This window comes from Roseateles oligotrophus, from assembly GCF_025717515.1.
Lineage (GTDB): Bacteria > Pseudomonadota > Gammaproteobacteria > Burkholderiales > Burkholderiaceae_C > Paucibacter_A > Paucibacter_A oligotrophus.
In genome coordinates, this window is the sequence record NZ_JAJIRN010000008.1 from 335,604 (window position 1) to 358,282 (window position 22,679).

29 protein-coding genes are annotated in these 22,679 nt (G+C 61.9%); 16 read left to right on the forward strand and 13 right to left on the reverse strand.

Features of this window, described 5'->3' with window-relative positions; genetic code table 11:
- Positions 1 to 7 precede the first annotated feature (7 nt).
- The 4 genes from LNV07_RS18950 (at position 8) to LNV07_RS18965 (ending at position 4,116) form a co-directional block, all read left to right on the forward strand.
- Positions 8 to 979 (forward strand): glycosyltransferase family 2 protein, encoded by a 972-nt coding sequence (locus LNV07_RS18950; protein WP_263572733.1) that lies wholly within the window; start codon positions 8 to 10, stop codon positions 977 to 979.
- A gap of 69 nt (positions 980 to 1,048) precedes the next feature.
- Positions 1,049 to 2,272: a glycosyltransferase gene (locus LNV07_RS18955; RefSeq protein ID WP_263572734.1), complete on the forward strand. Its 1,224-nt coding sequence runs from the start codon at positions 1,049 to 1,051 to the stop codon at positions 2,270 to 2,272.
- Positions 2,273 to 2,359: 87 nt separating this feature from the next.
- The gene (locus LNV07_RS18960; protein WP_263572735.1) at positions 2,360 to 2,971 is read left to right on the forward strand and encodes a CatB-related O-acetyltransferase; all 612 of its coding nucleotides are present in this window, start codon (positions 2,360 to 2,362) and stop codon (positions 2,969 to 2,971) included.
- On the forward strand, positions 2,968 to 4,116 hold the full coding sequence (locus LNV07_RS18965; RefSeq protein ID WP_263572736.1) for a glycosyltransferase family 4 protein: 1,149 nt from the start codon (positions 2,968 to 2,970) through the stop codon (positions 4,114 to 4,116). Before LNV07_RS18960 ends, LNV07_RS18965 begins: the two co-directional genes overlap by 4 nt.
- A gap of 50 nt (positions 4,117 to 4,166) precedes the next feature.
- On the opposite strand, the gene LNV07_RS18970 is transcribed toward LNV07_RS18965, so the two are convergent.
- Entirely contained in the window at positions 4,167 to 6,164 is a 1,998-nt protein-coding gene (locus LNV07_RS18970) for a heparinase II/III-family protein (protein WP_263572737.1), read from the reverse strand.
- Between LNV07_RS18970 and LNV07_RS18975 the strand changes: the two genes are divergently transcribed.
- A complete protein-coding gene (locus LNV07_RS18975; RefSeq protein ID WP_263572738.1) occupies positions 6,130 to 6,519 on the forward strand; it encodes a hypothetical protein in 390 nt (129 codons plus the stop codon). The two genes, LNV07_RS18970 and LNV07_RS18975, sit on opposite strands and share 35 nt — an antisense overlap.
- Before the next feature lie 99 nt (positions 6,520 to 6,618).
- Entirely contained in the window at positions 6,619 to 6,828 is a 210-nt protein-coding gene (locus LNV07_RS18980) for a hypothetical protein (RefSeq protein WP_263572739.1), read from the forward strand.
- Positions 6,829 to 7,002: 174 nt separating this feature from the next.
- Here LNV07_RS18980 and LNV07_RS18985 read toward each other — a convergent pair whose 3' ends face one another.
- A complete protein-coding gene (locus LNV07_RS18985; RefSeq protein ID WP_263572740.1) occupies positions 7,003 to 7,761 on the reverse strand; it encodes a WecB/TagA/CpsF family glycosyltransferase in 759 nt (252 codons plus the stop codon).
- Between the two features lie 250 nt (positions 7,762 to 8,011).
- Between LNV07_RS18985 and LNV07_RS18990 the strand changes: the two genes are divergently transcribed.
- Positions 8,012 to 8,263 (forward strand): type II toxin-antitoxin system Phd/YefM family antitoxin, encoded by a 252-nt coding sequence (locus tag LNV07_RS18990; RefSeq protein ID WP_263572741.1) that lies wholly within the window; start codon positions 8,012 to 8,014, stop codon positions 8,261 to 8,263.
- Positions 8,260 to 8,514 (forward strand): Txe/YoeB family addiction module toxin, encoded by a 255-nt coding sequence (locus tag LNV07_RS18995; protein ID WP_263572742.1) that lies wholly within the window; start codon positions 8,260 to 8,262, stop codon positions 8,512 to 8,514. The genes LNV07_RS18990 and LNV07_RS18995 overlap by 4 nt, the downstream gene beginning before the upstream one ends.
- Before the next feature lie 108 nt (positions 8,515 to 8,622).
- Here LNV07_RS18995 and wecB read toward each other — a convergent pair whose 3' ends face one another.
- Positions 8,623 to 9,729 carry a non-hydrolyzing UDP-N-acetylglucosamine 2-epimerase gene (gene wecB, locus LNV07_RS19000; RefSeq protein WP_263572743.1) on the reverse strand — a complete coding sequence of 369 codons (1,107 nt, stop codon included), beginning with the start codon at positions 9,727 to 9,729 and terminating at the stop codon, positions 8,623 to 8,625.
- 154 nt (positions 9,730 to 9,883) lie between these two features.
- Here wecB and LNV07_RS19005 point away from each other — a divergent pair, with 154 nt between their 5' ends.
- The 5 genes from LNV07_RS19005 (at position 9,884) to LNV07_RS19025 (ending at position 12,373) form a co-directional block, all read left to right on the forward strand.
- Positions 9,884 to 10,135, forward strand: a complete 252-nt coding sequence (locus LNV07_RS19005; protein ID WP_263572744.1) for a type II toxin-antitoxin system Phd/YefM family antitoxin — start codon at positions 9,884 to 9,886, stop codon at positions 10,133 to 10,135.
- On the forward strand, positions 10,132 to 10,518 hold the full coding sequence (locus LNV07_RS19010; RefSeq protein ID WP_263572745.1) for a type II toxin-antitoxin system VapC family toxin: 387 nt from the start codon (positions 10,132 to 10,134) through the stop codon (positions 10,516 to 10,518). Before LNV07_RS19005 ends, LNV07_RS19010 begins: the two co-directional genes overlap by 4 nt.
- A gap of 72 nt (positions 10,519 to 10,590) precedes the next feature.
- Positions 10,591 to 10,881, forward strand: coding sequence for a nucleotidyltransferase family protein (locus LNV07_RS19015; protein ID WP_263572746.1), 291 nt, complete (start codon positions 10,591 to 10,593; stop codon positions 10,879 to 10,881).
- Entirely contained in the window at positions 10,878 to 11,231 is a 354-nt protein-coding gene (locus LNV07_RS19020) for a HepT-like ribonuclease domain-containing protein (RefSeq protein WP_263572747.1), read from the forward strand. Before LNV07_RS19015 ends, LNV07_RS19020 begins: the two co-directional genes overlap by 4 nt.
- Before the next feature lie 134 nt (positions 11,232 to 11,365).
- Entirely contained in the window at positions 11,366 to 12,373 is a 1,008-nt protein-coding gene (locus LNV07_RS19025; protein WP_263572748.1) for an NAD-dependent epimerase, read from the forward strand.
- 7 nt (positions 12,374 to 12,380) lie between these two features.
- Here the strand turns inward: LNV07_RS19025 and LNV07_RS19030 are convergent, their stop codons facing one another.
- The 3 genes from LNV07_RS19030 to LNV07_RS19040 all read right to left on the reverse strand — a co-directional run bounded on the left by LNV07_RS19030 (position 12,381) and on the right by LNV07_RS19040 (position 14,019).
- The gene (locus LNV07_RS19030) at positions 12,381 to 12,710 is read right to left on the reverse strand and encodes a type II toxin-antitoxin system RelE/ParE family toxin (protein ID WP_263572749.1); all 330 of its coding nucleotides are present in this window, start codon (positions 12,708 to 12,710) and stop codon (positions 12,381 to 12,383) included.
- 10 nt (positions 12,711 to 12,720) lie between these two features.
- Positions 12,721 to 12,993: a type II toxin-antitoxin system Phd/YefM family antitoxin gene (locus tag LNV07_RS19035; RefSeq protein WP_263572750.1), complete on the reverse strand. Its 273-nt coding sequence runs from the start codon at positions 12,991 to 12,993 to the stop codon at positions 12,721 to 12,723.
- A gap of 63 nt (positions 12,994 to 13,056) precedes the next feature.
- Complete coding sequence (locus tag LNV07_RS19040) at positions 13,057 to 14,019, reverse strand: MBL fold metallo-hydrolase (RefSeq protein ID WP_263572751.1); 963 nt, start codon at positions 14,017 to 14,019, stop codon at positions 13,057 to 13,059.
- Between the two features lie 63 nt (positions 14,020 to 14,082).
- Here LNV07_RS19040 and def point away from each other — a divergent pair, with 63 nt between their 5' ends.
- Positions 14,083 to 14,619, forward strand: a complete 537-nt coding sequence (gene def / locus LNV07_RS19045; RefSeq protein ID WP_263572752.1) for a peptide deformylase — start codon at positions 14,083 to 14,085, stop codon at positions 14,617 to 14,619.
- 86 nt (positions 14,620 to 14,705) lie between these two features.
- Entirely contained in the window at positions 14,706 to 16,613 is a 1,908-nt protein-coding gene (locus tag LNV07_RS19050) for a DUF6600 domain-containing protein (protein WP_263572753.1), read from the forward strand.
- Positions 16,614 to 16,624: 11 nt separating this feature from the next.
- Here the strand turns inward: LNV07_RS19050 and LNV07_RS19055 are convergent, their stop codons facing one another.
- The gene (locus LNV07_RS19055) at positions 16,625 to 17,284 is read right to left on the reverse strand and encodes an arylesterase (RefSeq protein WP_263572754.1); all 660 of its coding nucleotides are present in this window, start codon (positions 17,282 to 17,284) and stop codon (positions 16,625 to 16,627) included.
- Between the two features lie 18 nt (positions 17,285 to 17,302).
- On the opposite strand from LNV07_RS19055, the gene LNV07_RS19060 reads away from it, so the two are divergent.
- On the forward strand, positions 17,303 to 17,971 hold the full coding sequence (locus LNV07_RS19060) for an ABC transporter ATP-binding protein (protein ID WP_263572755.1): 669 nt from the start codon (positions 17,303 to 17,305) through the stop codon (positions 17,969 to 17,971).
- Here LNV07_RS19060 and LNV07_RS19065 read toward each other — a convergent pair.
- The 6 genes from LNV07_RS19065 to LNV07_RS19090 form a co-directional block, all read right to left on the reverse strand.
- The gene (locus LNV07_RS19065; protein WP_263572756.1) at positions 17,968 to 18,528 is read right to left on the reverse strand and encodes a DUF2062 domain-containing protein; all 561 of its coding nucleotides are present in this window, start codon (positions 18,526 to 18,528) and stop codon (positions 17,968 to 17,970) included. The genes LNV07_RS19060 and LNV07_RS19065 overlap by 4 nt on opposite strands.
- A 136-nt stretch (positions 18,529 to 18,664) precedes the next feature.
- Positions 18,665 to 19,474, reverse strand: a complete 810-nt coding sequence (locus LNV07_RS19070) for a peptidylprolyl isomerase (RefSeq protein WP_263572757.1) — start codon at positions 19,472 to 19,474, stop codon at positions 18,665 to 18,667.
- A 197-nt stretch (positions 19,475 to 19,671) separates the two neighbouring features.
- The gene (locus LNV07_RS19075; protein ID WP_263572758.1) at positions 19,672 to 19,950 is read right to left on the reverse strand and encodes a BolA family protein; all 279 of its coding nucleotides are present in this window, start codon (positions 19,948 to 19,950) and stop codon (positions 19,672 to 19,674) included.
- Positions 19,947 to 20,600: a septation protein A gene (locus LNV07_RS19080; protein ID WP_263572759.1), complete on the reverse strand. Its 654-nt coding sequence runs from the start codon at positions 20,598 to 20,600 to the stop codon at positions 19,947 to 19,949. Before LNV07_RS19080 ends, LNV07_RS19075 begins: the two co-directional genes overlap by 4 nt.
- A gap of 45 nt (positions 20,601 to 20,645) precedes the next feature.
- Complete coding sequence (msrB, locus tag LNV07_RS19085) at positions 20,646 to 21,068, reverse strand: peptide-methionine (R)-S-oxide reductase MsrB (protein WP_263572760.1); 423 nt, start codon at positions 21,066 to 21,068, stop codon at positions 20,646 to 20,648.
- Entirely contained in the window at positions 21,065 to 22,594 is a 1,530-nt protein-coding gene (locus LNV07_RS19090) for a protein adenylyltransferase SelO (RefSeq protein ID WP_263572761.1), read from the reverse strand. The genes msrB and LNV07_RS19090 overlap by 4 nt, the downstream gene beginning before the upstream one ends.
- Positions 22,595 to 22,679 lie beyond the last annotated feature (85 nt).

Sequence of the window (22,679 nt, forward strand, 5' to 3'; positions counted from 1 at the left end):
GCTGCCGGTGACGCCCGACTCGACGACGCTTGGTATTTCAATTTGTATTTGCACCTACCGGCGCAAGGACGGATTGGCCCGGGCCTTGGAGAGCCTGCGTGGCTTGCGCATGCCTGCCAACACGGCTGTTGAGGTGGTGGTGGTGGATAACGACGCCGAGGCCAGCGCCCAGGCTTTGGTATTGGCGCTGCGGGCCGAGTTCCCTTTGCCGCTGAACTACTTCTGTGAACCACGCAGCGGTGTCAGCCATGCCCGCAATCGTTGCGTCGTCGAAGCCAAAGGAGATTGGATCGCCTTCATCGATGACGATGAATACGCCGAGCCAGGCTGGTTGTGTGAGCTTTGCACGTTGGCCATGCCGGATTCCAATCCGGGCGCATCACCGTCAGCAATAGCTACCCCAATTGATGGCGTGTTTGGGCCGGTCTTGGCAGACTTCGAGGCAACACCGCCCGCTTGGCTACTGGCGAGTGGCGCACACCAAAGGCCAAGATATCCGACCGGAGCTGTGATGTCTTGGGGCGACTGCCGCAGCGGCAACGTTATATTTCGACGCCGCTTGTTTATCGCCCAGCACGGTTTTGATGCCCGCTTTGCGGCCACCGGGGGCGAGGATGTTGATTTTTTTTGGCGCTGCAGAAAGGCCGGCGCCAATTTGATTTGGTGTGACAGCGCCATTGTTCACGAGTCTGTGCCCGCGCAAAGGCTGACGCGAGCTTGGTTGCTGCGGCGTGCTTTTGCGGGCGGCCGCACCTTTGCGCGCTTGCGCGGCTTGCATCGAGGCGCGTGGAGCTATGCGCCCGATGCCGCCTGGGGCCTGGCCAATGTACTCGTCTACACGCCTCTGGCCTTGTGGGGGCGCTTGGTCGGCTTACCTCGGCGCTTCGCTTACGAGCGCAAGGTGGCCGGCGGCTTGGGGATGTTGTTGGCACTCGGCTTGCTGCGGACAGGAGGCGAATATGGCACGGTGGGCAAATGAAGAGTTGGCATGCGGTGCCGATGCCTTTATTGGCTAGGCTCGGTGGAATTATTCGATGACTGGGGTGGTATGAGGATTTTGCTTTCAGCGTTTGCGTTTTCGCCGGGTCTTGGCAGTGAAGCCGGTGGCGCTTGGCGTTGGGCGCTCGAGTTGTCCAAAACCCATGATGTGGTGGTGGTCACCGATGTGTCGCGGCGGGCTCGGGTCGAACCGGCCTTGGCCGAGTTGAATAACCCGAGGCTCAAGGTCTATTACTACCGACCGAGTTGGGTGAGTCGCGTGCCGCTCAATAGCAAGACGGCGCAATTGCTGTTCGGCCAATGGCAATTCGGCTTGCTGGGTTTTGTCCGCAAGCTGCACCGGCGCCAACCTTTTGACCTGCTCCATCACCTGTCTTACGGCGTATTCAGGCAAGCCTCCTGGTTGGGCTTTATCGAGGGGCCAAAATTTGTTTTTGGGCCGGTAGGTGGTGGTGAGGATGCGCCGTGGCGCTTGAAAAAGTCATTTCCTTGGGGTGAAAAGGTGCGCGAGGCCGCACGAGCCACGGTCAATTGGCTGGCGGTGCGTAATCCGCTTTGGCATTGGGCTATATCAAAGGCTGATTTGGTCATTGCCCGTACGCCCGAGACCAAGGCCCGCTTGCCCGTGGCCGTGCAGCAGCGAACTTTTATCGCGCAAGAGACCGGTGCACCGCATCTGGCGATTCAACGTGCCGCGCCCTGGGAACATGGGCAGCCGCTTGAGTTGCTGTTCGCTGGGCGCTTGCTTGGCTTGAAGGGTGTGCATTTTGCGGTGCGGGCGGTGGCGCTGCTGAGGCGCAAGGGCTTGGCGGCTCGCCTGACCGTGATCGGCAGTGGGCCGATGTTGCCCCATTTGCAGGCCTTGGCGCTGGACTTGGATGTGAGTGATCAGATCTGTTTTGTGTCTCACTTGCCGCAGAGTGAGTTGTTCGATCGCTATGCCAAGGCGCATATCTTTGTCTTCCCCAGCTTGCGAGATGCCGGGGGCAATGTAGTGCAAGAGGCGTTGGCGGCCGGGCTGCCGGTGGTTTGCTTGAATATGGGCGGGCCGCCGAGCTTTGTGAACGCCTCATGCGGCGTGCTGGTCGAGGCCAGGGCAGGCAACGAAGATCAGTTGGTTGAGAACTTCGCCAAAGGTATCGAGAGTGTGGCGAGTTCCAATGAGCATTGGCAAATGCTGCATCAGGGCGCTTTGGCGCGTGCCGCCGAGTTGACCTGGGAGTTGCAAATTGGGCGCATTCAGGCGCGCATTAAGGAACTCTTCAATGAGTGATGACCTTGAGCTTGCATTTGGCGGCATGGCAGCGGTTTGCCAACAGACGAATTGTGATCCCGGTCAATTCGATGGGGTTGTATTCCAATGAAGAACCGCCTGCTTGCTCTGTTTAGAAATCTGGCGACACTGTATCGAGTCAAGAGCAATTCAAGTATCAAGTTTTGTGGTGCGCAAGTACATATTGGAACGGGGTGCAGATTCTGGGCTCGGAATGGAATTTCTATAGGCGAGAAAAGTTATATCGGCAAAGAGGTTTCAATAGAAACGAATGCCGAGATCGGGCGCTACGCCCTGATTGCCAATCGCGTTGCATTTGTTGGCCGCAATGATCATGAGTTTTCCCGACTCGGTGTGCCTACGCGCTTCGGGCGCTGGGTTGGCGCAGCGGATGCCGACCCCGCCATCGCGCAGAGCGGTGTCGTGTTGGAAGACGATGTGTGGATAGGTTTTGCGGCCATCGTTTTGTCCGGCGTTCGAATTGGCCGTGGCTCGGTTGTGGCTGCCGGTTCTTTGGTCACGGCAGATGTTCCCGCCTACAGCATCGTCGGCGGAGTTCCTGCCAAGGTTATCGGGGCACGCTTTGCCGACCCCATGCAGATAGCGGCCCATGAGCGCGCCCTCGCGACGGGCGAATTTGAATTCTCTGAGCGAGGCTACGCGTTCTGGACCGTGAAGCCTGGAAACCCTTATCCATGAAACAAATGACCAAGGTCTGCATTGTTCAGCACCGCCTCTTGCATTACCGCACCGAGCTGTTTGGGCGTTTACGGGCGGCATGCGCCGAGGTCGATGTGGAATTAATGCTGGTGCATGGGCAGGCCACTCCGACCGAGGCCAGCCGCAAGGACACCGGAAGATTGCCCTGGGCCATCGAGGTCAAGAACCGCATTTGGCGCGTCGGCGGGCGCGACATTCTTTGGCAGCCGCTGCCCAAGGCGGCGGCTGATTGCGAATTGATCGTACTCATGCAGGAGAGTCGGCTGCTTTCCAACTACCCTTGGTTATTTGGCCTCGGGCCCAAGAAAACCCGCGTGGCCTTTTGGGGTCATGGCCGAAATTTCCAAAGCGATGCGCCCGAGGGCTGGCGCGAGCGCTGGAAGCGCCGCAATCTGACTGCCGTCGATTGGTGGTTTGCCTACACGCAGATGTCCGGCGATATCGTGGCCGAGGTGGGCTACCCGCCCGAGCGCATCACGGTGCTGAATAACGCAATCGATAACAGCCTGTTTTCGGCCGACTTGGCTTCGGTCGGCGAGGCCGAAGCGGCGGCCTTGCGCGCGTCGATCGGCGCCGAGGCTGGGGCGCCGGTCGGCTTGTATTGCGGCTCTTTGTATCCGGACAAACGCTTGGAGCTGTTGCTTGAGGCCTGCGACAAGATCGTCGCGCTCCTGCCGGCGTTCAAGCTGGTGGTGGTTGGTGATGGGCCAAGCCGGACGGTGCTGGAGGCTTCGGCGGGTAACCGGCCTTGGCTCCATTGGGTCGGTGTCAAGCGCGGGCACGACAAGGCGGCCTGGTTTCGGGCCGCCCAGCTCTACCTGAGCCCCGGCGCGGTGGGCCTGCATGTGCTGGACAGCTTTGTGGCCGGCACGCCCATGGTCACGACGGTTGACGCCTTGCATGGGCCGGAGATCGCCTATTTGCAGGACGGCATCAATGGGCTTGTCACGCCCGGTGATGCCGACTGCTACGCGCAGGCCGTGCTGGCGCTGCTGCAAGACCCGGCACGCTTTGCCGAGATCCAGCGAAATGCGGCGGCGAGCGCAGAGCAGTACACGCTGGATCAAATGGTGCGGCGCTTCCTGGACGGGATTCTGGCTTGTCTCAAGTCACCGCGACTCTAAATTGATAGCGGCCCCGATTGGGGCCGCCGTTCTAAACGTTCGGATAAACGTCAAGGCATCGCTTTGATGCTGGTGGTGAAGCTGGCATCCACGCCCGAGGTCTCCACATAAAGCGCCGTGCGCGTCGCCGGCAGCGGTGTGTTTGGTGCGGTGGCCCGGTAGACGGTGTGCGGGCCGGGGCCGGCAATCGTCATTTCGTAGTTTTTGCCGCTGGCGCAGGCCAACTTGGCTGTCCAAGTGGCTTGCGCCTGATGCTTGAGCACCCCCGTCCAATGCTTGAAACCGGGGCTGCCCAAGGGTGCGGCACTCGCGCTGGCAACACCGGCACGCGGATCGCTGACCTGCACGGCACAGCCGGTGTTGAACATCACGCCGAGACGGCGCACCGTGGCATTGGCGGCGGTGACGGTGATGCGGCTGGTTTCGCTGAAGCCGTTGGCGTCGAGTTTGTAGCTGCGGCGTGCGCTGGCGTCCTTGCGGTAGCTCGGGTGCAGCACTTCCAGCGTGCCGGCGACCGGATTGAACCCCTTGACCTCGCCCAGCGCCCATTGCTCCTGGCCAAGTCCGTCGATCAAGGGCACGTTGTTGCCAACGCCTTTGATGAAGTATTCATTTTGCTTGGCAGACGAATAGGAGGTGTCTGCACCGGCATCGCGTGATATCGACGTTTTGCCATGGACAAGCTCATAGGTCAGCGCTTCTTCTTGGGCGTGGTTGATGGTCTTTTGCCCAAAATGCACGAAGACTTGCCAATCCCCACCGCGCAGTGAGGCCATGCGGATGTCGGGCGAGAAATTGCTTTGCGGCGCAGGCAAAGTTGGTGCCACGCCGGTCTTGGCGGGCGGGTCCATCAAGGTATCCCAGGTCCTGACCCCGGCCGCATATTGGAGGCCATAGGTGGTCGGCACATGCCGATACATGGCGCCATGCGTGGGTAGGTCGATGGGCGGCACGGCCCCACGTGTGTCAGATGGGCTGGGCAATGTGCCATCGTCAAAGCGGTAGACGGCGGGAGCCATCAGCATTTTTTGCACATCGGCCGAGTAGAGGTTGACGAGGTCGCTGCGACCCAAGCTGGCGGCGGCATCGAAAAACCATGCCAGCCCTAGCACCACATAGTTGTTGTACGCGAAGGAGCCTTCGGCCCAGATGCCGTCGGTGGTGACGCCTTGCTTCATGACGGCCGAGATGCCGCGCGGGCCGGTGGTGCCGGCGTCTATCCAGGTTTGGTTGTTGTGCCCAAGGCCGATGGCGGCGGTGCCGGCGGCGCACCAGAGATTGATGTTGTTGAGCGGGCCGTAGGAGTAGGTCTGCAAATTGCTGGCGATGGGGTAAAACAAGCCGTCACGCCATTTGGCTTTCTGGGCCGCGCTTGCGTAGCCTTGCAATGCATGCGATGTCTGCAGCAAGGTCAGTACGGTGGTGGCTTCGTCCAGGCTTTGGCCCATCATGCGGGCATTGCCTATGCGCGTGGCCAGAGGCCATTTCATGTAGTTGCTGGCGTAAAAGTCGAGTTGGGCGGCGGCAAGTTCGGCGTACTTGCTCTCCCCTGTGAGCTGATAGAGCCGGGCGGCGTCGAGCGCAAAGGAGATATTGTTTTGCCGGTTGATCGCCGACCAGGCATTTTTGTAAGAAATTTCAGCAGGTGTGCTGCCTGTTGGCGGCTCTGCCAGGTCCATGGTCCACTTCACGGCCGCGCCGGTTGTTGGGCTGACAAAGTCGTTAGGAAAACCGGCGATCAAGTCCGCGCGATCCCGCGTTTTAGCAAACCATTTTGCCGATAAGGCCTTCTTGGCATTGACCCAGTCCGCCCAATTGGGGTCGGACTTGACCAAGGCTTTGGCCGCAGCCCAGTTCTCGGGCGCCGCACGCACGGGCAGCATCATGCTGGTCGAGCGGCTGGCAAATCCGGTCTGGCTGGGCGGGTAGGCTAGCGGCTCGGCTGTTTTGGCCGCGCTCAGCGTGCTGCTAGCCGGAGCCGCAACCGGAGCCGCAACCGGCGCCGGGGCTGCAATGGGTGCGGGCAGGATCAAGGGAGGCAAAGTCAACACCGGCGCCGGCGCCGGCGACGGCGACGGCGACGGCGACGTCGCGATCTTGGAAGCTGTTGTGACAGCGGGTTTGACCGCCACAGTGCTGGGCGCAGGCGTTGCGCTCGGCGCCGGGAGCGCTATTGGTTTGATGACGGGGGTGTTCAAGGCGAGTGCAACTGCTGCAGGTGCCGGCGCCTGCGCTGCGGGCTTTGGAGCCGCCGGCGGAGCGACGGGCTTAGCCGCTACCGCACTCGTTACCAGCGCGACGGTGTCGGTCTTTTTGTTTGTTGCCAGTGCAATTTTGCTGGTCGGCCCGGCTGCGTCGCTGGCGGCCGTGGCAATTGCTGGCGCTGGATCGTTTGCCATCTGAGCCGTGGCGCTAGGGGCGGCGTTTGCATTGGCCTCGGCTGCAGACGCTGCGGCCGAGGCTGCTTCACTGCCAGCATCCGCGCCTGCGCCCGAGGCCGCCGTGGCCGCTGCCATATTGGTCATGCTGGGCAGCTCGGCCGACAGCGGCTTTTCGGGCTCACTGCTGGCACCGCCGCCTCCGCCGCAGGCACTCAGCACCCCGCAGCATGCCGCTGCGATCAAACAGCTGGAGAGAACCGTCAAACGAGGTTGGTGGGCTTGGCTGGCGGATTGGTGGCAGGTGGTGGCGGAGTACTGCATATGGGGCTGACCTACTGCGGTTATGAGAAAAACAACGAAAAACAGAGGCGCCAGCAAAGTGTTGGCGGTGTCTCGGCATTTTCGGCCGTTCGGCCCCGCAGTTGAGAGCCCATTTGTTACATGTCAGATCGATTGGTAACAGCCAGCAAGGTCTGTGCACAAAGTCGCTGTTTTTGGGTGGGCGTCAGCGGCTGAGTAATTGCCTTGCCGCACCGGCAATAAATGCGGTGTTGGTGATGAGGTAGCGGCGCCACAGCCGGCGCGGCTCGGTCACCAGGCGGTAGAACCATTCGAGCCCGCGCTTTTGCATCCAAAGCGGCGCGCGGCGCAGGGTGCCGGCGTGATAGTCAAACGCGGCGCCAACGCCAATCATTACGGCGTTGATATGGCCGCGCTGTTTGGCCATCCAGAGTTCTTGTTTGGGGCAACCCAGGCTGACCCAGACGGTGCCGGCACCGGAGTCATTGATGAGTTTGACGATGGCCGCGTCTTCTTCGGCGCTCAAAGGCCGGAAGGGCGGAGAGTAGGCGCCGGCGATCTTCAGCGTGGGCCAGTCTTGGGCCAGGCGCTGTTGCAAGAGGTTCAAGGTGTCGCTGCTGGCGCCATACAGAAAGATCGATTCGTCGCGTTGGCTGGCCAATGCGCAGTAGCGCAGCATCAGGTCGGGGCCGTTGATGCGTTGCTGAGTCGGGTGGCCGAGCTTGCGCAGCATCCAGGCGACCGGTGCACCGTCGGGGGTGTTCATATTGGAGCCTGCCAAGGCCGCAGCAAAAGCCGGGTCTTGCGCGGCGGTGACGACGGAATGGGCGTTGCAGATGCCGACATAGCTGCTTTGGCGGCGGCGGGCGAGTTGCCCGATGCGCTCCAAGGCTTCGTCCCAGCTGACTGGGTCGATGAGTGCGCCGAGCACGCGAACTTGAGATTTTTTCTGGTCTTGGGTCACGGGCGAATTGAGGCGAAGGCAGCTTTGAGTCAGCGCGCGATTCTAGGGTGTGAATGTGTCGGTTCCAGATCAAGTCCGGCAAGCCTCAGCGGCATATGCGACAGCTATCCCTTTTGACTCCTCTATCCGGGCTCAATTCTCTTTTGGCCTGGATGGAGGGGGTGCAATGGATGAAGACTGACTCGACGAGTGTGATAGACAAAGCATTACCGGGTTTGTACAATAAAACGTACAATTAAGGAGTTCCGAAATGGATGCCATCACCTACTCGACGGCACGCGCCAACTTGGCCAGCACCATGGACCGGGTTTGCAATGATCACGAAGCGCTCATCATCACGAGGAACGGCGACCAGTCTGTGGTGATGCTTTCATTGGAGGACTATCAAGCCATGGAAGAGACTGCCTACCTGCTGCGCAACCCGGCAAATGCGAAACGTTTGATGTCGGCGGTGGCCCAGTTGGGTGCCGGCAAGGGGGTTGAGCGAGAACTGGCCAAGTGAGCTTGATCTTTGCCGAGGAGGCCTGGGAAGACTATCTCTATTGGCAAAAGCAAGATCGGAAAATGGTCGAGCGCATCAATAAGTTGATTCAAGAGATACAGCGTGACCCATTTGCTGGCATTGGCAAGCCCGAGCCGCTGAAGCATGCGCTTGCGGGATTTTGGTCGCGCCGCATCACGGATGAGCACCGGGTGGTCTACAAGGTCGACGGCGATGCGCTTCTGATTGCGCAGCTCCGCTATCACTATTGAGCCGCCCGGCGTGTTGTTTCTCATGTGCGGCGGCGGGCCACTTTTTTTGACTTCGCCCCCGCTCCGAGTGTGCTCTTGCAGCCTTAGGCCGCGCTCCAGTCAGACGACTTAAGCGCCCAGCTTCTCCGCCAGGATCGCCACAATCCGCTCGGCCGATTTGCCGTCCCACAGGGCCGGGCGGCGGCCGCGCTTGCCGCCGTTTTTGATCGCGTCCAGCGCCAGCGGGATGATCACAGCCGGGTCGGTGCCGGCCAGCACGTTGCTGCCTTCGTCGACGGTGATTGGCCGCTCGGTGTTCTCGCGCATGGTGATGCAGGCGACTCCCAGCGCGGTGGTTTCTTCTTGCAGGCCGCCGCTGTCTGTCAGCACGACGACGGCGTCTTTCCACAGATGCAGGAAGGACATGTACGCCTGCGGGCCCATCAGCGTGACGTTGGCGCCGAGGTTGACACCGAATTTCTCGATATTGGCGCGGGTGCGCGGGTGCACCGGGAAGACCAGCGGCAGCTCGGGCGAGACGGCGCGCAGCACGGTGGCGATGCGCTCCAGCGCCTCGGCGCTGTCCACATTGCTGGGGCGATGCAGGGTGACGACGCCGTATTTGGGGTGCTGGCGCTTGAAAGCATCGGTCTCGAAGTCGGAGGTGTCGGTGGTTTCCAACTTATGGGCCTGGAACAGCACGTTGTCGGCCATCACATGGCCGACGTCATAGACGACGCTCATGTCGCGGCCTTCGCGCTTGAGGTGTTCGGTGGCGCTGGGCTCGGTGACGAAGAACCAGTCGGTGATGGCGTCGGTGACGAGGCGGTTGATTTCCTCGGGCATGGACATGTCGCCGCTGCGCAGGCCGGCTTCAACGTGGGCCACGGGCACGCAGGCTTTTTTGGCGACGATGGAGCAGGCGGCGGTGGAGTTGACGTCGCCGACCACCAGGCAGGCGGCCGGTTTGTCGGCGGCGATCAGCGCTTCATAGGCGACCATGATCTTGCCGGTTTGCTCGGCATGGCTGCCGCCGCCGCAGCCCAGACGCACATCGGGCGCGGGGATGCCGAGCTCCTCGAAGAAGACCTCGTTCATGTCGCGGTCGTAATGCTGGCCGGTGTGAATGATCTTCCAGGCCAGACGGCCGTCGGCCTGCAGCGCCCGCACGATGGGGGCGATCTTCATGAAGTTGGGGCGTGCGCCGGCGATCAGGTGAATGCAAGGCTTGGTCATGGTCTGGTCTGCGTTGGAGGTGGGGCATTCTAAGAGGCGAATATGTCGCTTCTTGGGCCTGATGCCACGCGGCGGCGGGGCTTGTGACGCGTGTCACGGCGACAGAGTCAGTTTGTTTTGTTAAACTAGACGGACTTAGTCTATTGGATCTTCCATGCAAACCGTCAATATTCATGAGGCGAAAACGCATCTGTCCAAGCTGATTGAGCAGGCGGTGCAAGGCGAGCCTTTCGTCATCGCCAAGGCCGGTAAACCGCTGGTGAAAGTGGTGGCCTTGAATTCGCTTGAGCGCAGCCCGCCCAAACGCTTGGGCTTTCTGGCCGGGCAAATCGAGGTGCCGGCCGACTTTGACAGCCTGGGTGCTGCTGAGATCGAGCAGTTGTTTGGTGGGGGGGATCTGCCGTGAAGCTCTTGTTGGATACCCATGTGCTGTTGTGGGCGGCGGGGCAGCCCGAGCGCTTGCCAGAATTGGCGCGGTCGCTGCTGGAGGCTCCAGAGAATGAGTTGTTTTTCAGCGCGGCAAGCCTGTGGGAAATCGCGATCAAACGCGGCTTGGGGCGCAGCGACTTTCGCGTCGACGCGCGTGTACTGCGCCGGGGTTTGCTGGACGCGGGCTATAGCGAGTTGCCCATAAGCAGCGAACATGCGGTGGCTATCGACAGCCTGCCGCCGATTCACAAAGATCCCTTCGACCGCATGCTGGTGGCTCAAGCGACCGCAGAGGGCATCACCTTGCTGACGGCGGATGCCAGCGTCAGCCAGTATCCGGGGCCGATTTGTAAAATCTGACGGTGACCCGTCGTTCTGCAGGGCGATATCATGAAGGCCGGGCCGGGCATAGAGAGAAAGAACGGGGGATTTGTGAAACCATCCATCGCATTGAGTACCAAACGCCTGGCTGTCCGCGAGTTGGCGCGTCGATTCCCGGTTGAAAACCCGCGCGTGTTCGGATCTGCAGCGATGGGCACGGATGTCGATGGCAGTGACCTTGATTTGTTGGTCGACGCCTTGCCCGGAGCGACGCTATTTGATTTGGGCGGTTTGCAGGTGGAGTTGGAGGCTCTGCTTGGTGTGCGCGTGGATTTGCTGACGCCGACCGACCTGCCTTTGAAGTTTCGCGCGCAGGTATTGGCCCAAGCGCAGCCGATATGAAGCCGGAGCGACTGGCCGACTATTTGGCGCTTATCGAGCAGGCGGCTGCCGATGCCTGTGGTTTTGTCGCCGGCATGAGCAGGCAAGAGTTTCTGGCCGACAAGCGGACTCAGCAGGCTGTGGTCTTGAGTTTGATGGTAATCGGCGAGGCCGCGACAAAACTTCTGGCGCAACACGCAGAGTTTCTGGCTCAGCATCCCGGGCTGCCTTGGGCCAGCATGAAAGGCATGCGCAACCGCATTGCACACGGCTACTTTGATATCAATCTGGAGGTGGTTTGGGATACCGTCCAGAAAGCGTTGCCTGGCTTGCTGTTGCAACTGCCCGCCATTCGGGCTGCTGCCGAATAAGTAGCCCGCGCCAAACGTGAACAATGCCGGTTCGCTTCGCTGCTGTCACGGCGGGCTGGCGAGCATGAGCGAGAATGCCGGGCGCTGTGGGCTTCAAGCCCTTGAATTCCAAGCAACACCAGGAGATTGCATTCGTGAAAGTACTCGTCACCGGCGCGGCCGGATTTATCGGCATGCATGTCAGCCAACTGCTGTTGGCGCGCGGCGACCAAGTGGTCGGCCTGGACAACCTCAATGACTATTACGACCCGCAGCTCAAGCATGACCGCTTGGCTAGGCTGACGCCGCTGAAGGGTTTCAGCTTCGTCAAGATGGATGTGGCCGACAAGGACGGCATCGCTCAGTTGTTTGCGACCGAGAAGTTTGACCGCGTGGTGCACCTGGCCGCGCAAGCCGGCGTGCGTTATTCGATCGAGAACCCGCACGCTTATATCGAAAGCAATATCGTCGGCTTCACCAATATTCTGGAAGGCTGCCGGCACAACAAGGTGGAGCACCTTGCCTATGCGTCGAGCTCGAGCGTTTACGGCGGCAACACGCTGATGCCGTTCTCCGAGCATCACAGCGTCGACCATCCGGTCAGCCTGTACGCGGCGACCAAGAAAGCCAATGAGCTGATGGCGCACACCTATAGCCATTTGTTCCGCCTGCCGACCACCGGCCTGCGCTTCTTTACCGTCTACGGGCCTTGGGGCCGGCCGGATATGGCGCTGTTCTTGTTCACCAAGGCCATCATCGACGGCAAGCCGATCAATGTGTTCAACCACGGCAATATGGTGCGCGACTTCACCTATGTGGACGACATCGCCGAGGGCGTGGTGCGGGTGCTGGACCGGGTGGCCACGCCGGAGCCGGGCTATGACGCCATGAAGAGCGACCCGGCGCATTCGAACGCGCCTTACCGCGTCTTCAATATCGGCAACCATGCGCCGATCAAGCTGATGGAGTTCATCGAGGCGATTGAAACCGCCGTCGGCAAAGTGGCCGAGAAGAACTACATGCCGCTGCAAGACGGCGATGTGCCGGCCACGCATGCCGATGTGGAAGAGCTCGCCGCCTGGACCAACTTCCGCCCGGCCATGCCGGTGCCGGACGGGGTGGCCAAGTTTGTGGCTTGGTACCGGGATTACTACAAGGCTTGAGGCGAAATTAGGCTTCCAACAGCCGCCGCATCAGCAGTCGGCTCATCTCGCGGCGGCCGTCGGCAATCAGGTAGATGTAGACCTGCAAGCCCAACACGCGATAGATGATGCGGTAGGGCTTGTAGTTGCTTTGACGAAAGTCGCGGATGCCCAGGCTCAGCAGTTCCTTGGGGTAGCTGCCGCGCTCAGGCTCGGTCTGCAGTCGCTGGGCGGCGTCCAGCAGTTTGTCTTGTAGGCTGGCGGCCTTCGCAGCGCTATCGAACTCGGCAACGTAGTCGTGAATGTCTTGCAGGTCGCGCTCGGCGCCCGCCGTGAACAAAACTTCGTAGGTATGCACGGTGCGCAGCTTACTTTTCGCGTCTGGCGCGCAAGCGTTCGGCTACCTCCACAATCGGGCTTACCTGCCCCGACTCTAGCTCGCGGCTGCCCAGCGCCAGGATCTTTAGCAGCGCCAGTGTGTTCTGCGTTTCCTCATAGCTGGCTAGGTCTTGAATCACCGCTTTGGCTTCGCCGTTCTGAGTAATGATCATCGGCTCGCGCTCGGCTGCGAGCAAGGTGAGTACTTCGGCCGCATTGGCTTTCAGGTAACTGATCGGTTTGACTTGGGTGGAGTAGCGCATAGGGCGATCCGGCAATTTATTCGAAAGACTGAATATAGACTCTTTTTGGTCCGATTGCTCGACTTAGGCCTTCGGCTTGTCCAGCCACACCGCCAAGCCCTGCGCGTTCAACTCAATGTCCATGCTCAAGAGCGCGGTCAGCTGCTGCTCCGGCAACTGGCAGCCATGCTCCTGCAGGCTGCGCAAGTAGATCGCCCGCAGCCCGTCCATCAATTGCCGATGCCGTTCGGCTGCGTCACGCAGCTTGAGCCCCAAGGCAACCATCTCGTCCACCTGCGCCAGCAGCAGCGCGGCCAGGCGCGGCAGGTCTTGCTTGTTGAAGCCGATGCGGCCGAAATGCGTCAGATACATCGCCTGCGGATCAAAACTCATCAGCCGCTCCACCGAGGCGCGCAGCGATTGCGGGTCAAACTGCACCGGCGTGCTGGTGGGCAGCAACCATTCGCCGGCTGAAGTGTCGAACTCGCGGTAGCTCAGCCCAAAGGTGTCGCCGGTGAACCAGCCGCGGCTGCGTGCGTCCCAGATGCAATGGTGGTGGCGGGCATGACCAGGGGTGTCGATCAGCAGCAAAGGCCTTCCGGCCAGCTCAATCGTCTGCTCATCAACGCTGGCTTGCGCGCGCTCGGCCGGCACCGGCTGCAACTCGCCGTAGGAGCGCTGCATTTCCTCCTGCCCATAGACGGCCAACGCGCCTTGATACAAGGCCGAGGGGTCGATCATGTGGCGCAGGCCGCGCGGGTGCACCAGCAACTTGGCCTGCGGCAGTGACTGCATCAAGAGCCCCGCGCCGCCGGCATGGTCCAGATGCACATGGGTGGGGATGACCCAATCGACGGCAGAGGGCGCCAAGCCCAGTGCGTCGAGGGCCGCCAGCAGGCGCGGTACGGCATGGTTGGTGCCGGTGTCGATGAAAGCGGCGCGGCCGTTTTCCACCATCAAATAGGCGGCGTCAAAACGCGGGCGCTGGAAGCCGGTGTCGATGGCGTAAATACCCTGGCCCAGGGATTCGATGAAGTCAGGCTGCACAGGTGTCTCCTTAGAATGGCGCCAACGATAACGCAGAGATTTTTAGCAGCGAGGAAAACGCCCATGGCCGTGTATGAGATTTTGAAGATGGGTGACCCGCGTTTGCTGCGCGTGGCCCAGCCGGTGACCGAGTTCGGCACGCCGGAACTGAAGGCGCTGATCGCCGATATGTTCGAGACCATGAAGGCCGCCAACGGCGCCGGGCTGGCCGCGCCGCAAATCGGCGTGGATTTGCAGTTGGTGATCTTTGGCTTTCAGAGCAACGAGCGCTACCCGGAGGCGCCGCCGGTGCCGCCGACGGTGCTGATCAACCCGGTCATCACGCCCCTGTCCGACGCCTTGGTGGAAGGTTGGGAGGGCTGCTTGTCGGTGCCGGGCCTGCGCGGTGTGGTCGAGCGCTTTGAGCGCCTGCGCTACAGCGGTTTTGATGCCGACGGGCAGGCGATTGAGCGCGAGGCCGAGGGCTTTCATGCCCGGGTCGTTCAACATGAATGCGATCACCTGATCGGCGTGTTGTACCCGTCGCGGATCAAGGACTTCAGCCGTTTCGGTTTCACCTCGGTGCTGTTCCCTGAAATGGATCCGGCGGCGGATGACTGAAGGTTTGCAATAGTTTGTAAAGCCGCGAGTTCATGGTCGGCGCGAATGCGGTCTCAAACGTTGTGCGCCGACAGAAGGAGTTCCTCATGCTTGCCGCTACATTGAAAAAATTCTCTTTCCCCTCGCTGATCTTGGCATGCCTGCTGAGCGTCGGCGCTGGGCAGGTCATGGCCAATGAGGGTGATCCGCCGGCGCGTGCCGGGCGCGTTTCCGAGGTGATCGGGGATGCATGGCTGTTTGATGTCGACAGCAAGGAATGGGTCAGGGTCACGCGCAACCAGACCGTTGCCGAGGGCGACCGGCTGCGTACCGATGAGCGGGCCCGCGTCAGCCTGAGCGTCGGCTCCACCAGCTTGTGGCTGGATGAGCGCAGTGACCTTGAGTTCACTCAGCTTGATGAGGGTCGGGTCTTGCTCCTGCTGGCGAAAGGCGACCTGGGCCTGCGCCTGCGTTCGCAGGAGGCCGTCAGCGAGTACAAGGTGCGGACCCGCGAGGGCCAGTTCTTCGCGGAGCAGCAAGGGCTTTACCGGGTCGAGCAACTCGACCGCGGCAGCCGCGCCTATGCTTTTCAGGGACGCTATCGTTTTGAATTCGCGCGTGGTGAGGCCAGTCAGCCGGTTTGGTTGCAAGACGGTGATCAGGCCGAGTTTTGGTGGGCCGGTGGGCCGCGCACCGAGCGCCAGCGTTTGCACAATGATGGGTTTGCCGATTGGCTGCTGGCGCAAAGCCGAGCCGAGGGTGACCGCTTTGCTTCCGGCGTCAGTCAGCGTTATGTGTCGCCCGAGATGACCGGTGCCGATGAGCTCGATAGGCATGGCCGCTGGGAGTCGGCACCCGAGTACGGCAATGTCTGGATCCCAACGGCGGTGGCGGTGGACTGGGCGCCTTATCGGCATGGCCGCTGGGCATGGTCGCGCCATTGGGGCTGGACCTGGGTGGACGACGCGCCCTGGGGCTATGCGCCGTTTCACTATGGCCGCTGGGTCTCTTGGGGTGGGCGCTGGTGCTGGGCGCCGGGCAGTTATGTGGCGCGGCCGGTCTATGCGCCGGCCCTGGTGGCCTGGGTGGGTGGGCCATCGGTCAGCATAGGCATCAATATCGGCGGCCATTCGCCACGCCCGCATTACGGTTGGTATCCGCTGGGCCCGCGCGAAGTCTATGTGCCGCCCTATCGGCACAGCCCATCGCACAATCAGCGCATCAATGTCGACCCCGATCCGGTCACGGTGAAACGGCCGCATAGCAACCGCGATGTGGTCGGCGCGGTCAGCTATTTGCCGGGCCAGGGTGCTGCGGTTCGGCCCATGCCGGCCAGCGAAGTGAGGCCCGTGCGGCCCTTGCCGACGGCTCCGGCTCGCAATGAGCTGACGCCGGTGTTGCCCGCGCGCCCTGCGCTTGATGGCCAGGTCAAGCAAGCGCCGGCGGACATGCCTTGGCGCAGCGAAAATCTGGGGCGACGTGAACGTGAACGTGACCGCGAACGCGAGCGGGATCAGGTGCAGGTGCCGGAGCGCGAGCGGGCCCGGCCACCGTCGCCGGATGTGAGTGGCCCGCCGGCGCTTGCCAGGCCGGTGCCGGCGCCAGAGGTTCGCAGGGAAGTTCAAGTCCCGGCGCAGCGGGCGGAACGTTCAGAGCAAGCCGAACGCGCGGAGCGCATCGAGTGGCCGCAACGGCAACAGCGGCAACGCAGCGAAGCGGAGCAGGAGCCCTCACAGGTTCGCCAGGCGGCCGATCGCGCGATGGAACAAATGAGGGCGCGTCAAGCTGAGCGTCAACCGGAGCGCCAGCCAGAACGCCAAGTCGAGCGTCCGGTTGAACGGCAGCGTGCCATGGAGCCCCCGATGCAGCAGCAGGCACAAGCTCCGCGGCCTCAGCCCGAAGCGCAGCGGCCGGCGCAGCCGCAACGCCAGGATGATGCCGGCCCCAAGCGTAATCGCGCCGAAGATGGGCAAAAAGCTAACGGTGAGCGCCGTCGGGGTGAGGTCGAACGCTGATCAAAGCTGGCTTAAAGCAAGGGCTGCAAGCTAGGCCAGACCAGATCCAGCATGACCGGGTGTGCCTTGGCCAAGGGGTGAATGCGGTCGGGCTGAAACCAGTCCATCGCATCGGGCCGATCCGCCACGCCTTTCAGCAAGAACGGCGTCAAGGCGACCTTCTCTTCTTTGGCGATTCGCTCAAAGATGCCGGCGAATTCACGCCCATAGCTAGCACCGTAATTTGGCGGGACCTGCATGCCCAGCAGCAGTACGCGGGCACCGGCTGCTTTGGCCGCGCGAGTCATGGCCAGTAAATTCTCGTGGCTCGAAGCCAGCGGCAACCCGCGCAGGGCGTCGTTGCCGCCCAACTCGATGATCACAACGCTGGGCTTGTGCTGCTGCAAGAGCGCGCCAAAACGGGCTCGCCCGCCGGCCGTGGTGTCGCCGCTGATGCTGGCATTCAATACCTGCAGAGGCAGCTTCTTCTCTTTCAGTCGCTGCTCCAGCAAGGCGACCCAGCCTTGGCCGCGCGCCAATCCATATTCGGCGGAGAGGCTGTCGCCGACCACCAGCACCAGCGGCGCCGTCTTGCTTTGTGCGGCAGGGGCGGCTCCGGCAAGACCCGGCGCAGCCCAAGCCAAGGCTAAGGCGCTAAAGTACGCGCAGCAATCACGCCGTCTCGATGTCATCACTAGGGTTTCCGTTCAATGTCCGTCAATATTGTTGAAGTCGACCGGGTCAGCAAACGCGTGCAAGACGCCTCCGGCGAGCTGACTATTCTGCATGACATCTCGTTCACGCTCGCGGCACAGGAGTCGGTCGCCATCGTCGGCGCCTCCGGTTCGGGCAAGAGCACTTTGTTGGCGATTCTGGCCGGGCTGGATACACCCAGCAGCGGCACCGTGCGCCTGCGCGGGCAAGATCTGTTCGTGCTGAATGAGGATCAAAGAGCGGCGGTGCGTGGCGCCGAGCTGGGTTTTGTGTTCCAGAGTTTTCAGCTCTTGCCCAATTTGAATGCGCTCGAAAACGTGATGCTGCCGCTGGAATTGCGCGGCGACCGTGAGGCCAGAGCGATGGCGACGCATATGCTGGGGCGGGTCGGTTTGTCCCAGCGGCTAAGTCATTACCCGCGCGTGTTGTCGGGCGGCGAGCAGCAGCGGGTGGCGCTGGCGCGTGCCTTTGTGATGCGGCCGGCCTTGCTCTTGGCCGATGAGCCCACCGGCAGCCTTGACTTCGCCACCGGCGCGGCCGTGATGGAACTGATGTTCGAGTTGAACCGCGAGGCCGGCACGACCTTGGTGCTGGTCACGCATGACCCCGCGATCGCGCAGCGCTGTGAGCGCCAGTTGCGGATTGAGGCCGGTGCGCTGGTTTAACTTCTGCGGGCGCGCTGGCGCAGGCGCCGCCAGCGTTCGCCCTTGATGACCGCCCACCAGCCAAAGTAGACAACCAGATAGGCCAAGGCACCCAAGACCAGGCCGGCCAATGGCAGGCCAATCAACAAGGGCTCGCCCAAGGCCTGTACCCAGGTCCATAGCGATGCAGCCCAAGTTCCCGGCTGCTGCCATTCGATGGCCAGCATCTCCGGTGTCGCGATCGGGCCGTGGTGGCCCGATGCAAAACGGCCCAGTGCAATCGCCAAGCTCCAGATTGGCACCAAGGTGAGCGGATTGGTCAGCCAGGTGGCCGCGATGGCCGCAGCAACGTTCGCCCGGCAGGCAATCGCCAGGACGGCCGCCAGCACCATCTGGGTCGGCAGCGGGATCACACCGACCGCCAAGCCCACGGCCACGCCCAAGGCCACCCGTCGCCTATGTGCGACCCAAAGCCAAGGCCTGGGAGCCAGGTAATGGCCCAGCCATTTCAGGCCCTTGGTCTGAGCCAGGGTGTCGGGGTGGGGCAAGATTCGGCGGGCGAGGCGGGAAGCGGACACGCTGTTCCTTCGATCGGAAATAAAAAACCCGCGCCGCCCGAAAGGGCCTGCACGGGTCAGGGCAGTTCAAGTCAGGTGGGCGCTGAACCGGCAAATGCAAGCCGGTTTGTCATGCGCCGAGCCCCCGATCAATCAATCAGTTAGGTGCAGTACCTGCGAACTTGTAATCGGTCTTCGCCTTGCTCTTCAGCTCTTGCTGATAGGAGCCCAGCTTTTGCTGCTCCAGGCGTTTGACGATTTGTGGCTTGACGTCATCGAAGGCGGGGAACTGGGCTTCGCGGCTGTCTTCCAGCTTGATGATGTGGAAACCGAATTGCGATTTGACCGGCGTTTGCGTCATCTCGCCCTTTTGCAGCAGAGCCAAAGCCTCGGTGAATTCCTTCACATAGCTGTTGCCATTGGCCCAGTCCAGATCGCCACCGTTGGCGGCCGAGCCGGGGTCTTTGGAGTTCTTGGTGGCCAGCTCTTCAAACTTGGCGCCGGCCTTGATCTGGGCGATCAAGGCTTTTGCATCATCTTCCTTTTCAACCAGGATATGGCGAGCGCGGAATTCCTTGCCGCTGTTCTGGGCCTTGAACTTGTCGTACTCGGCTTGCGCTTCGGCGTCCGAGACCGGGTTCTTCTTGGCGTAGTCGGCAAACAGCTCGCGGATCAGAATGCTCTGGCGGGCCAATTCCATTTGGGCCTTGTAGTCGGCGCTGGCGGGCACGCCGCGCTTTTCGGCTTCCTGGATGAAGATCTCGCGCAGCACGACTTCGTCCTTGACCTGTGTCTCCAACTCGGGTGTGCGTTGCTGCTGGCCGGTCTTGGTGACTTGGGCGAGCAGCAGTTCGGCACGGGCCTTGGGCACCGGCTTGCCGTTGACGACGGCGAGGTTCTGTGCGCTGGCGGCCAGCGGCAACAAGGCAGCGGACAGGGCCACAGCGGCCAACAAATTTTTCTTCATGAGTCGATGATCACTTAGGCTAAAAAAATTGCGCCGGTAGGGCGCATCACGGTTAACACTGGCAGTTTGACTTAACTTTTGTAGCGAGCGGCTGTCAGGCTAGGCGGGCGGAGCGCAGAAACCGCAACGTACTTGCGGTACGCGAGGATTTTGAGCATCCGGCCAACGACGCATGGCAGTCGCGCAGTAAACAGTTCTCAAGCTTCATCCGGTGCGCGGGCATCAATCACCAGCGCGTGGATGCCTTGCTGCATCAACTCTGCCAGGCAATGATATACGAGCCGATGACGGGCCACCCGGCCCAGGCCTTCGAAGCGGCTGCTGACGATGCTCAGGCTGTAATGGCCGCCTTCCTTGGCGCCGGCATGGCCAGCATGCTGGTGGCTATCGTCTTGCAGAGTCAGAACGCTGGGAGCCAGCCCGGCGCGCAGCCGGGCTTCCATTTCCACCATGCTCGCCTTGGGTGTCGTGCTCATGGCTTCTTGCCTCCTTTTTCTTCTTCCTCGGCTTGTGGTTCGGGCAGGTGCCGGCTCAGGTAAATGCCTTGTGCCAAGGTGAATACCAGGATCAGCCCGGTGGTGCCGAAGGCCTTGAAATTGGCCCAGGCCGAGGTGGAAAAGTTATAGGCGACATAGATATTGAGCACCCCGAGTGCAGCAAAGAACAGCACCCAGGCCCGGTTCAAGGTCTTCCAGACCGGGTCGGGCAGCTCCAACTCGGCACCCAACATCGCCTTGATCAGGTTCTTGTCCCAAAACGCCTGCGAAGCCCAGAACACGGTGGCCATCGCCCAGTACAGGCCGGTGGGTTTCCATTTGATGAAGGTCGCGTTGTGGAACCAGATCGTGGCGCCGCCCAAGGTGACAACCAGCCCCAGGCTGATCCACAGCATCAGATCGATCTTTTTGCCGCGCAGCTTGATGATCAAGGCCTGCGTCAAGGTGGCCAGCATCACCACCACGGTGGCCAGCAGCACGGCCGCTTCGTCTGGGCCGACCTTGCCGCCGGAGACTAAAAAGCCAAAGTTGTCGGTCGCGAACTGGGCCGCCCAGTCCTTGTGAGTGTCCGCGTATTTAAAGCTGCCGAAGAATAGCAACAGGGGCAAAAAATCGAGCAAAAGCTTCATGGGGGAACCGGGGCAGGGCAGGAGCGTGCGGTAAGTCGGCGCCGATCAAGGCGGCAGGGGCGTGAAGTCTATCGCAGCCGAGTTGATGCAGAAGCGCTCGCCGGTCGGCTCTGGGCCGTCGGGGAAGACATGGCCCAGATGCGATCCGCAGTTGTTGCAGCGCACCTCCACCCGCACCATGCCGTGGGCATGGTCGACCACGCGCTCGATCACCTCGGCGTTGACGGGGGCGAAATAGCTGGGCCAACCGCAGCCGGCGTCGAACTTGGTGTCGGCCTCAAACAGCGGCGTGCCGCAACCGATGCATTGGTAGGCGCCGGCCTCGAAGTGATCCCAGTATTTGCCCGTGAAGGCGCGTTCGGTGGCGGCGTGGCGGGCCACCGCATATTGTTCGGAGCCGAGTTGGGCGCGCCACTCGGCGTCGGTCTTTTGGACCGGGTAGGTTTTGTCGTCTATGGCTTTGCTCATGATGAACAGCTGACTTCCAAGGTTTGCGCCCAATCGGGCGGGAGGGCGGCGTCTGAAGCGCGCTCGGGTTCGTCGTAGGGGCGCTGCAAAACTTTCAGCAGCCGCTCGGTTTCGCTGAAGTCACCGGCCTGTGCCGCCCGAATCGCGCCCTCGGCCAGATGATTGCGCAGCACCACCGCTGGGTTGACGGCGCGCATGCGTCGCGCGCGATCTTGATCGTCATTGCGGCCTTCTGCTGACAAACGGTCGCGGTAGCGCTGCAGCCATTGCGCCAGAGCGGCTTGGTCGATGAACAGATCGCGCAACTTGGCCGGGTCTTCCGCCTGGGTGAGCGAGCTCAAGCGCCTGAAGCTCTGGGTGAAGTCGGCGCGGGCGGCGGCCATCAGCTTGAGCCAGTCGTCGACCAAGGCGCGGTCATCGGCCTGCTCGGTCAGCAAGCCCAGCTTGGCGCGCATGCGTTGCATCAAGGCGGCGGGGAAGGCGGTTTTGTAAACATCCAGCGCGGCCAGCAAGGGCGCACCTTCTCTTTCGGCATCGTCGTCGGCGTTCATCAGCGGCAACAAGGCTTGCGCCAGCGCGTGCAGATTCCAGAGGCCGATATTGGGTTGACGGGCGTAGGCGTAACGCCCTTGATGGTCGGAGTGGTTGCAGACATGGCCGGGGTCGAAACCGTCCATGAAACCAAACGGGCCGTAGTCCAGCGTCAGCCCGAGCATAGACATATTGTCGGTATTCATCACCCCATGGCAAAAGCCGACCGCCTGCCAGTCGGCCATCAGCGTGGCGGTCTGGCGCACCACCCGTTCCAGCATCGCGACGTAAGGATTGGCGGCTGCCAGGCATTCGGGCGCGTGGTGGCGGATGAAGAAGTCGGCCAGTTGGCGCAGCTCCGCATGCTGATTGGTGTGGGCGAAATGCTCGAAATGGCCGAAGCGGATAAAGCTTGGCGCGACACGGGTGACGACGGCCGCGGTTTCCAGCGTCTCGCGTCGCACCGGCAAGGCCGACGCCGTAATGGCCAGCGCCCGCGTGCTCGGGATGCCCAGGCCGGCAAATGCCTCCGAACACAAGAACTCACGGATCGACGAGCGCAGCACCGCGCGGCCATCGCCCATGCGGGAGTAGGGCGTGGCGCCCGCGCCTTTGAGTTGCAGCTCCATGGCGCCTGCTTGCGTCTGGACTTCTCCCAGCAGCAGCGCCCGGCCGTCGCCGAGTTGACCGGCCCAGGAACCGAATTGATGGCCGCTATAGACCGTGGCCAGCGTGCACATGCCGGGCCAGACGGCGTTGCCGCTGAGCACGTCCAACGCTTGCCAGCCTTCGCGCTGCCACCAGTCGGCGGGCCAACCGAGCTCGGCGGCCAGGCCGTCGCTGCGCGCGACCCAGACGGGCTTGGCCATGCCCTGCGCCGGCAGCTCGGTGTGAAAAGCGCTGCCAAGCGCGGCATAACGGTTCAACCAGGCGGCGGCTGGCGGTGGACCGTCCAAATGGCCGCCGCTGGCATGGGTCAAGTCTGCAGAAATCATCCGGTCAGTGTAGCCAGCGAGCTTGGGCGCTGTGGGCGAAGGGGCAATCTTGAAGCCCGGCAGGTGAATACCCCTAGAGCTGTTG

Coding starts and splice junctions, on each gene's coding strand:
- LNV07_RS18955 (WP_263572734.1), top strand. CDS start 1,049: ATGAGGATTTTGCTTTCAGCGTTTGCGTTTTCGCCGGGTCTTGGCAGT.
- LNV07_RS18960 (WP_263572735.1), top strand. CDS start 2,360: ATGAAGAACCGCCTGCTTGCTCTGTTTAGAAATCTGGCGACACTGTAT.
- LNV07_RS18965 (WP_263572736.1), top strand. CDS start 2,968: ATGAAACAAATGACCAAGGTCTGCATTGTTCAGCACCGCCTCTTGCAT.
- LNV07_RS18975 (WP_263572738.1), top strand. CDS start 6,130: ATGGGTGCGGGCAGGATCAAGGGAGGCAAAGTCAACACCGGCGCCGGC.
- LNV07_RS18990 (WP_263572741.1), top strand. CDS start 8,012: ATGGATGCCATCACCTACTCGACGGCACGCGCCAACTTGGCCAGCACC.
- wecB (WP_263572743.1), bottom strand. CDS start 9,729: ATGACCAAGCCTTGCATTCACCTGATCGCCGGCGCACGCCCCAACTTC.
- LNV07_RS19005 (WP_263572744.1), top strand. CDS start 9,884: ATGCAAACCGTCAATATTCATGAGGCGAAAACGCATCTGTCCAAGCTG.
- LNV07_RS19020 (WP_263572747.1), top strand. CDS start 10,878: ATGAAGCCGGAGCGACTGGCCGACTATTTGGCGCTTATCGAGCAGGCG.
- LNV07_RS19035 (WP_263572750.1), bottom strand. CDS start 12,993: ATGCGCTACTCCACCCAAGTCAAACCGATCAGTTACCTGAAAGCCAAT.
- def (WP_263572752.1), top strand. CDS start 14,083: ATGGCCGTGTATGAGATTTTGAAGATGGGTGACCCGCGTTTGCTGCGC.
- LNV07_RS19050 (WP_263572753.1), top strand. CDS start 14,706: ATGCTTGCCGCTACATTGAAAAAATTCTCTTTCCCCTCGCTGATCTTG.
- LNV07_RS19055 (WP_263572754.1), bottom strand. CDS start 17,284: ATGACATCGAGACGGCGTGATTGCTGCGCGTACTTTAGCGCCTTAGCC.
- LNV07_RS19060 (WP_263572755.1), top strand. CDS start 17,303: ATGTCCGTCAATATTGTTGAAGTCGACCGGGTCAGCAAACGCGTGCAA.
- LNV07_RS19070 (WP_263572757.1), bottom strand. CDS start 19,474: ATGAAGAAAAATTTGTTGGCCGCTGTGGCCCTGTCCGCTGCCTTGTTG.
- LNV07_RS19075 (WP_263572758.1), bottom strand. CDS start 19,950: ATGAGCACGACACCCAAGGCGAGCATGGTGGAAATGGAAGCCCGGCTG.
- LNV07_RS19080 (WP_263572759.1), bottom strand. CDS start 20,600: ATGAAGCTTTTGCTCGATTTTTTGCCCCTGTTGCTATTCTTCGGCAGC.
- msrB (WP_263572760.1), bottom strand. CDS start 21,068: ATGAGCAAAGCCATAGACGACAAAACCTACCCGGTCCAAAAGACCGAC.
- LNV07_RS19090 (WP_263572761.1), bottom strand. CDS start 22,594: ATGATTTCTGCAGACTTGACCCATGCCAGCGGCGGCCATTTGGACGGT.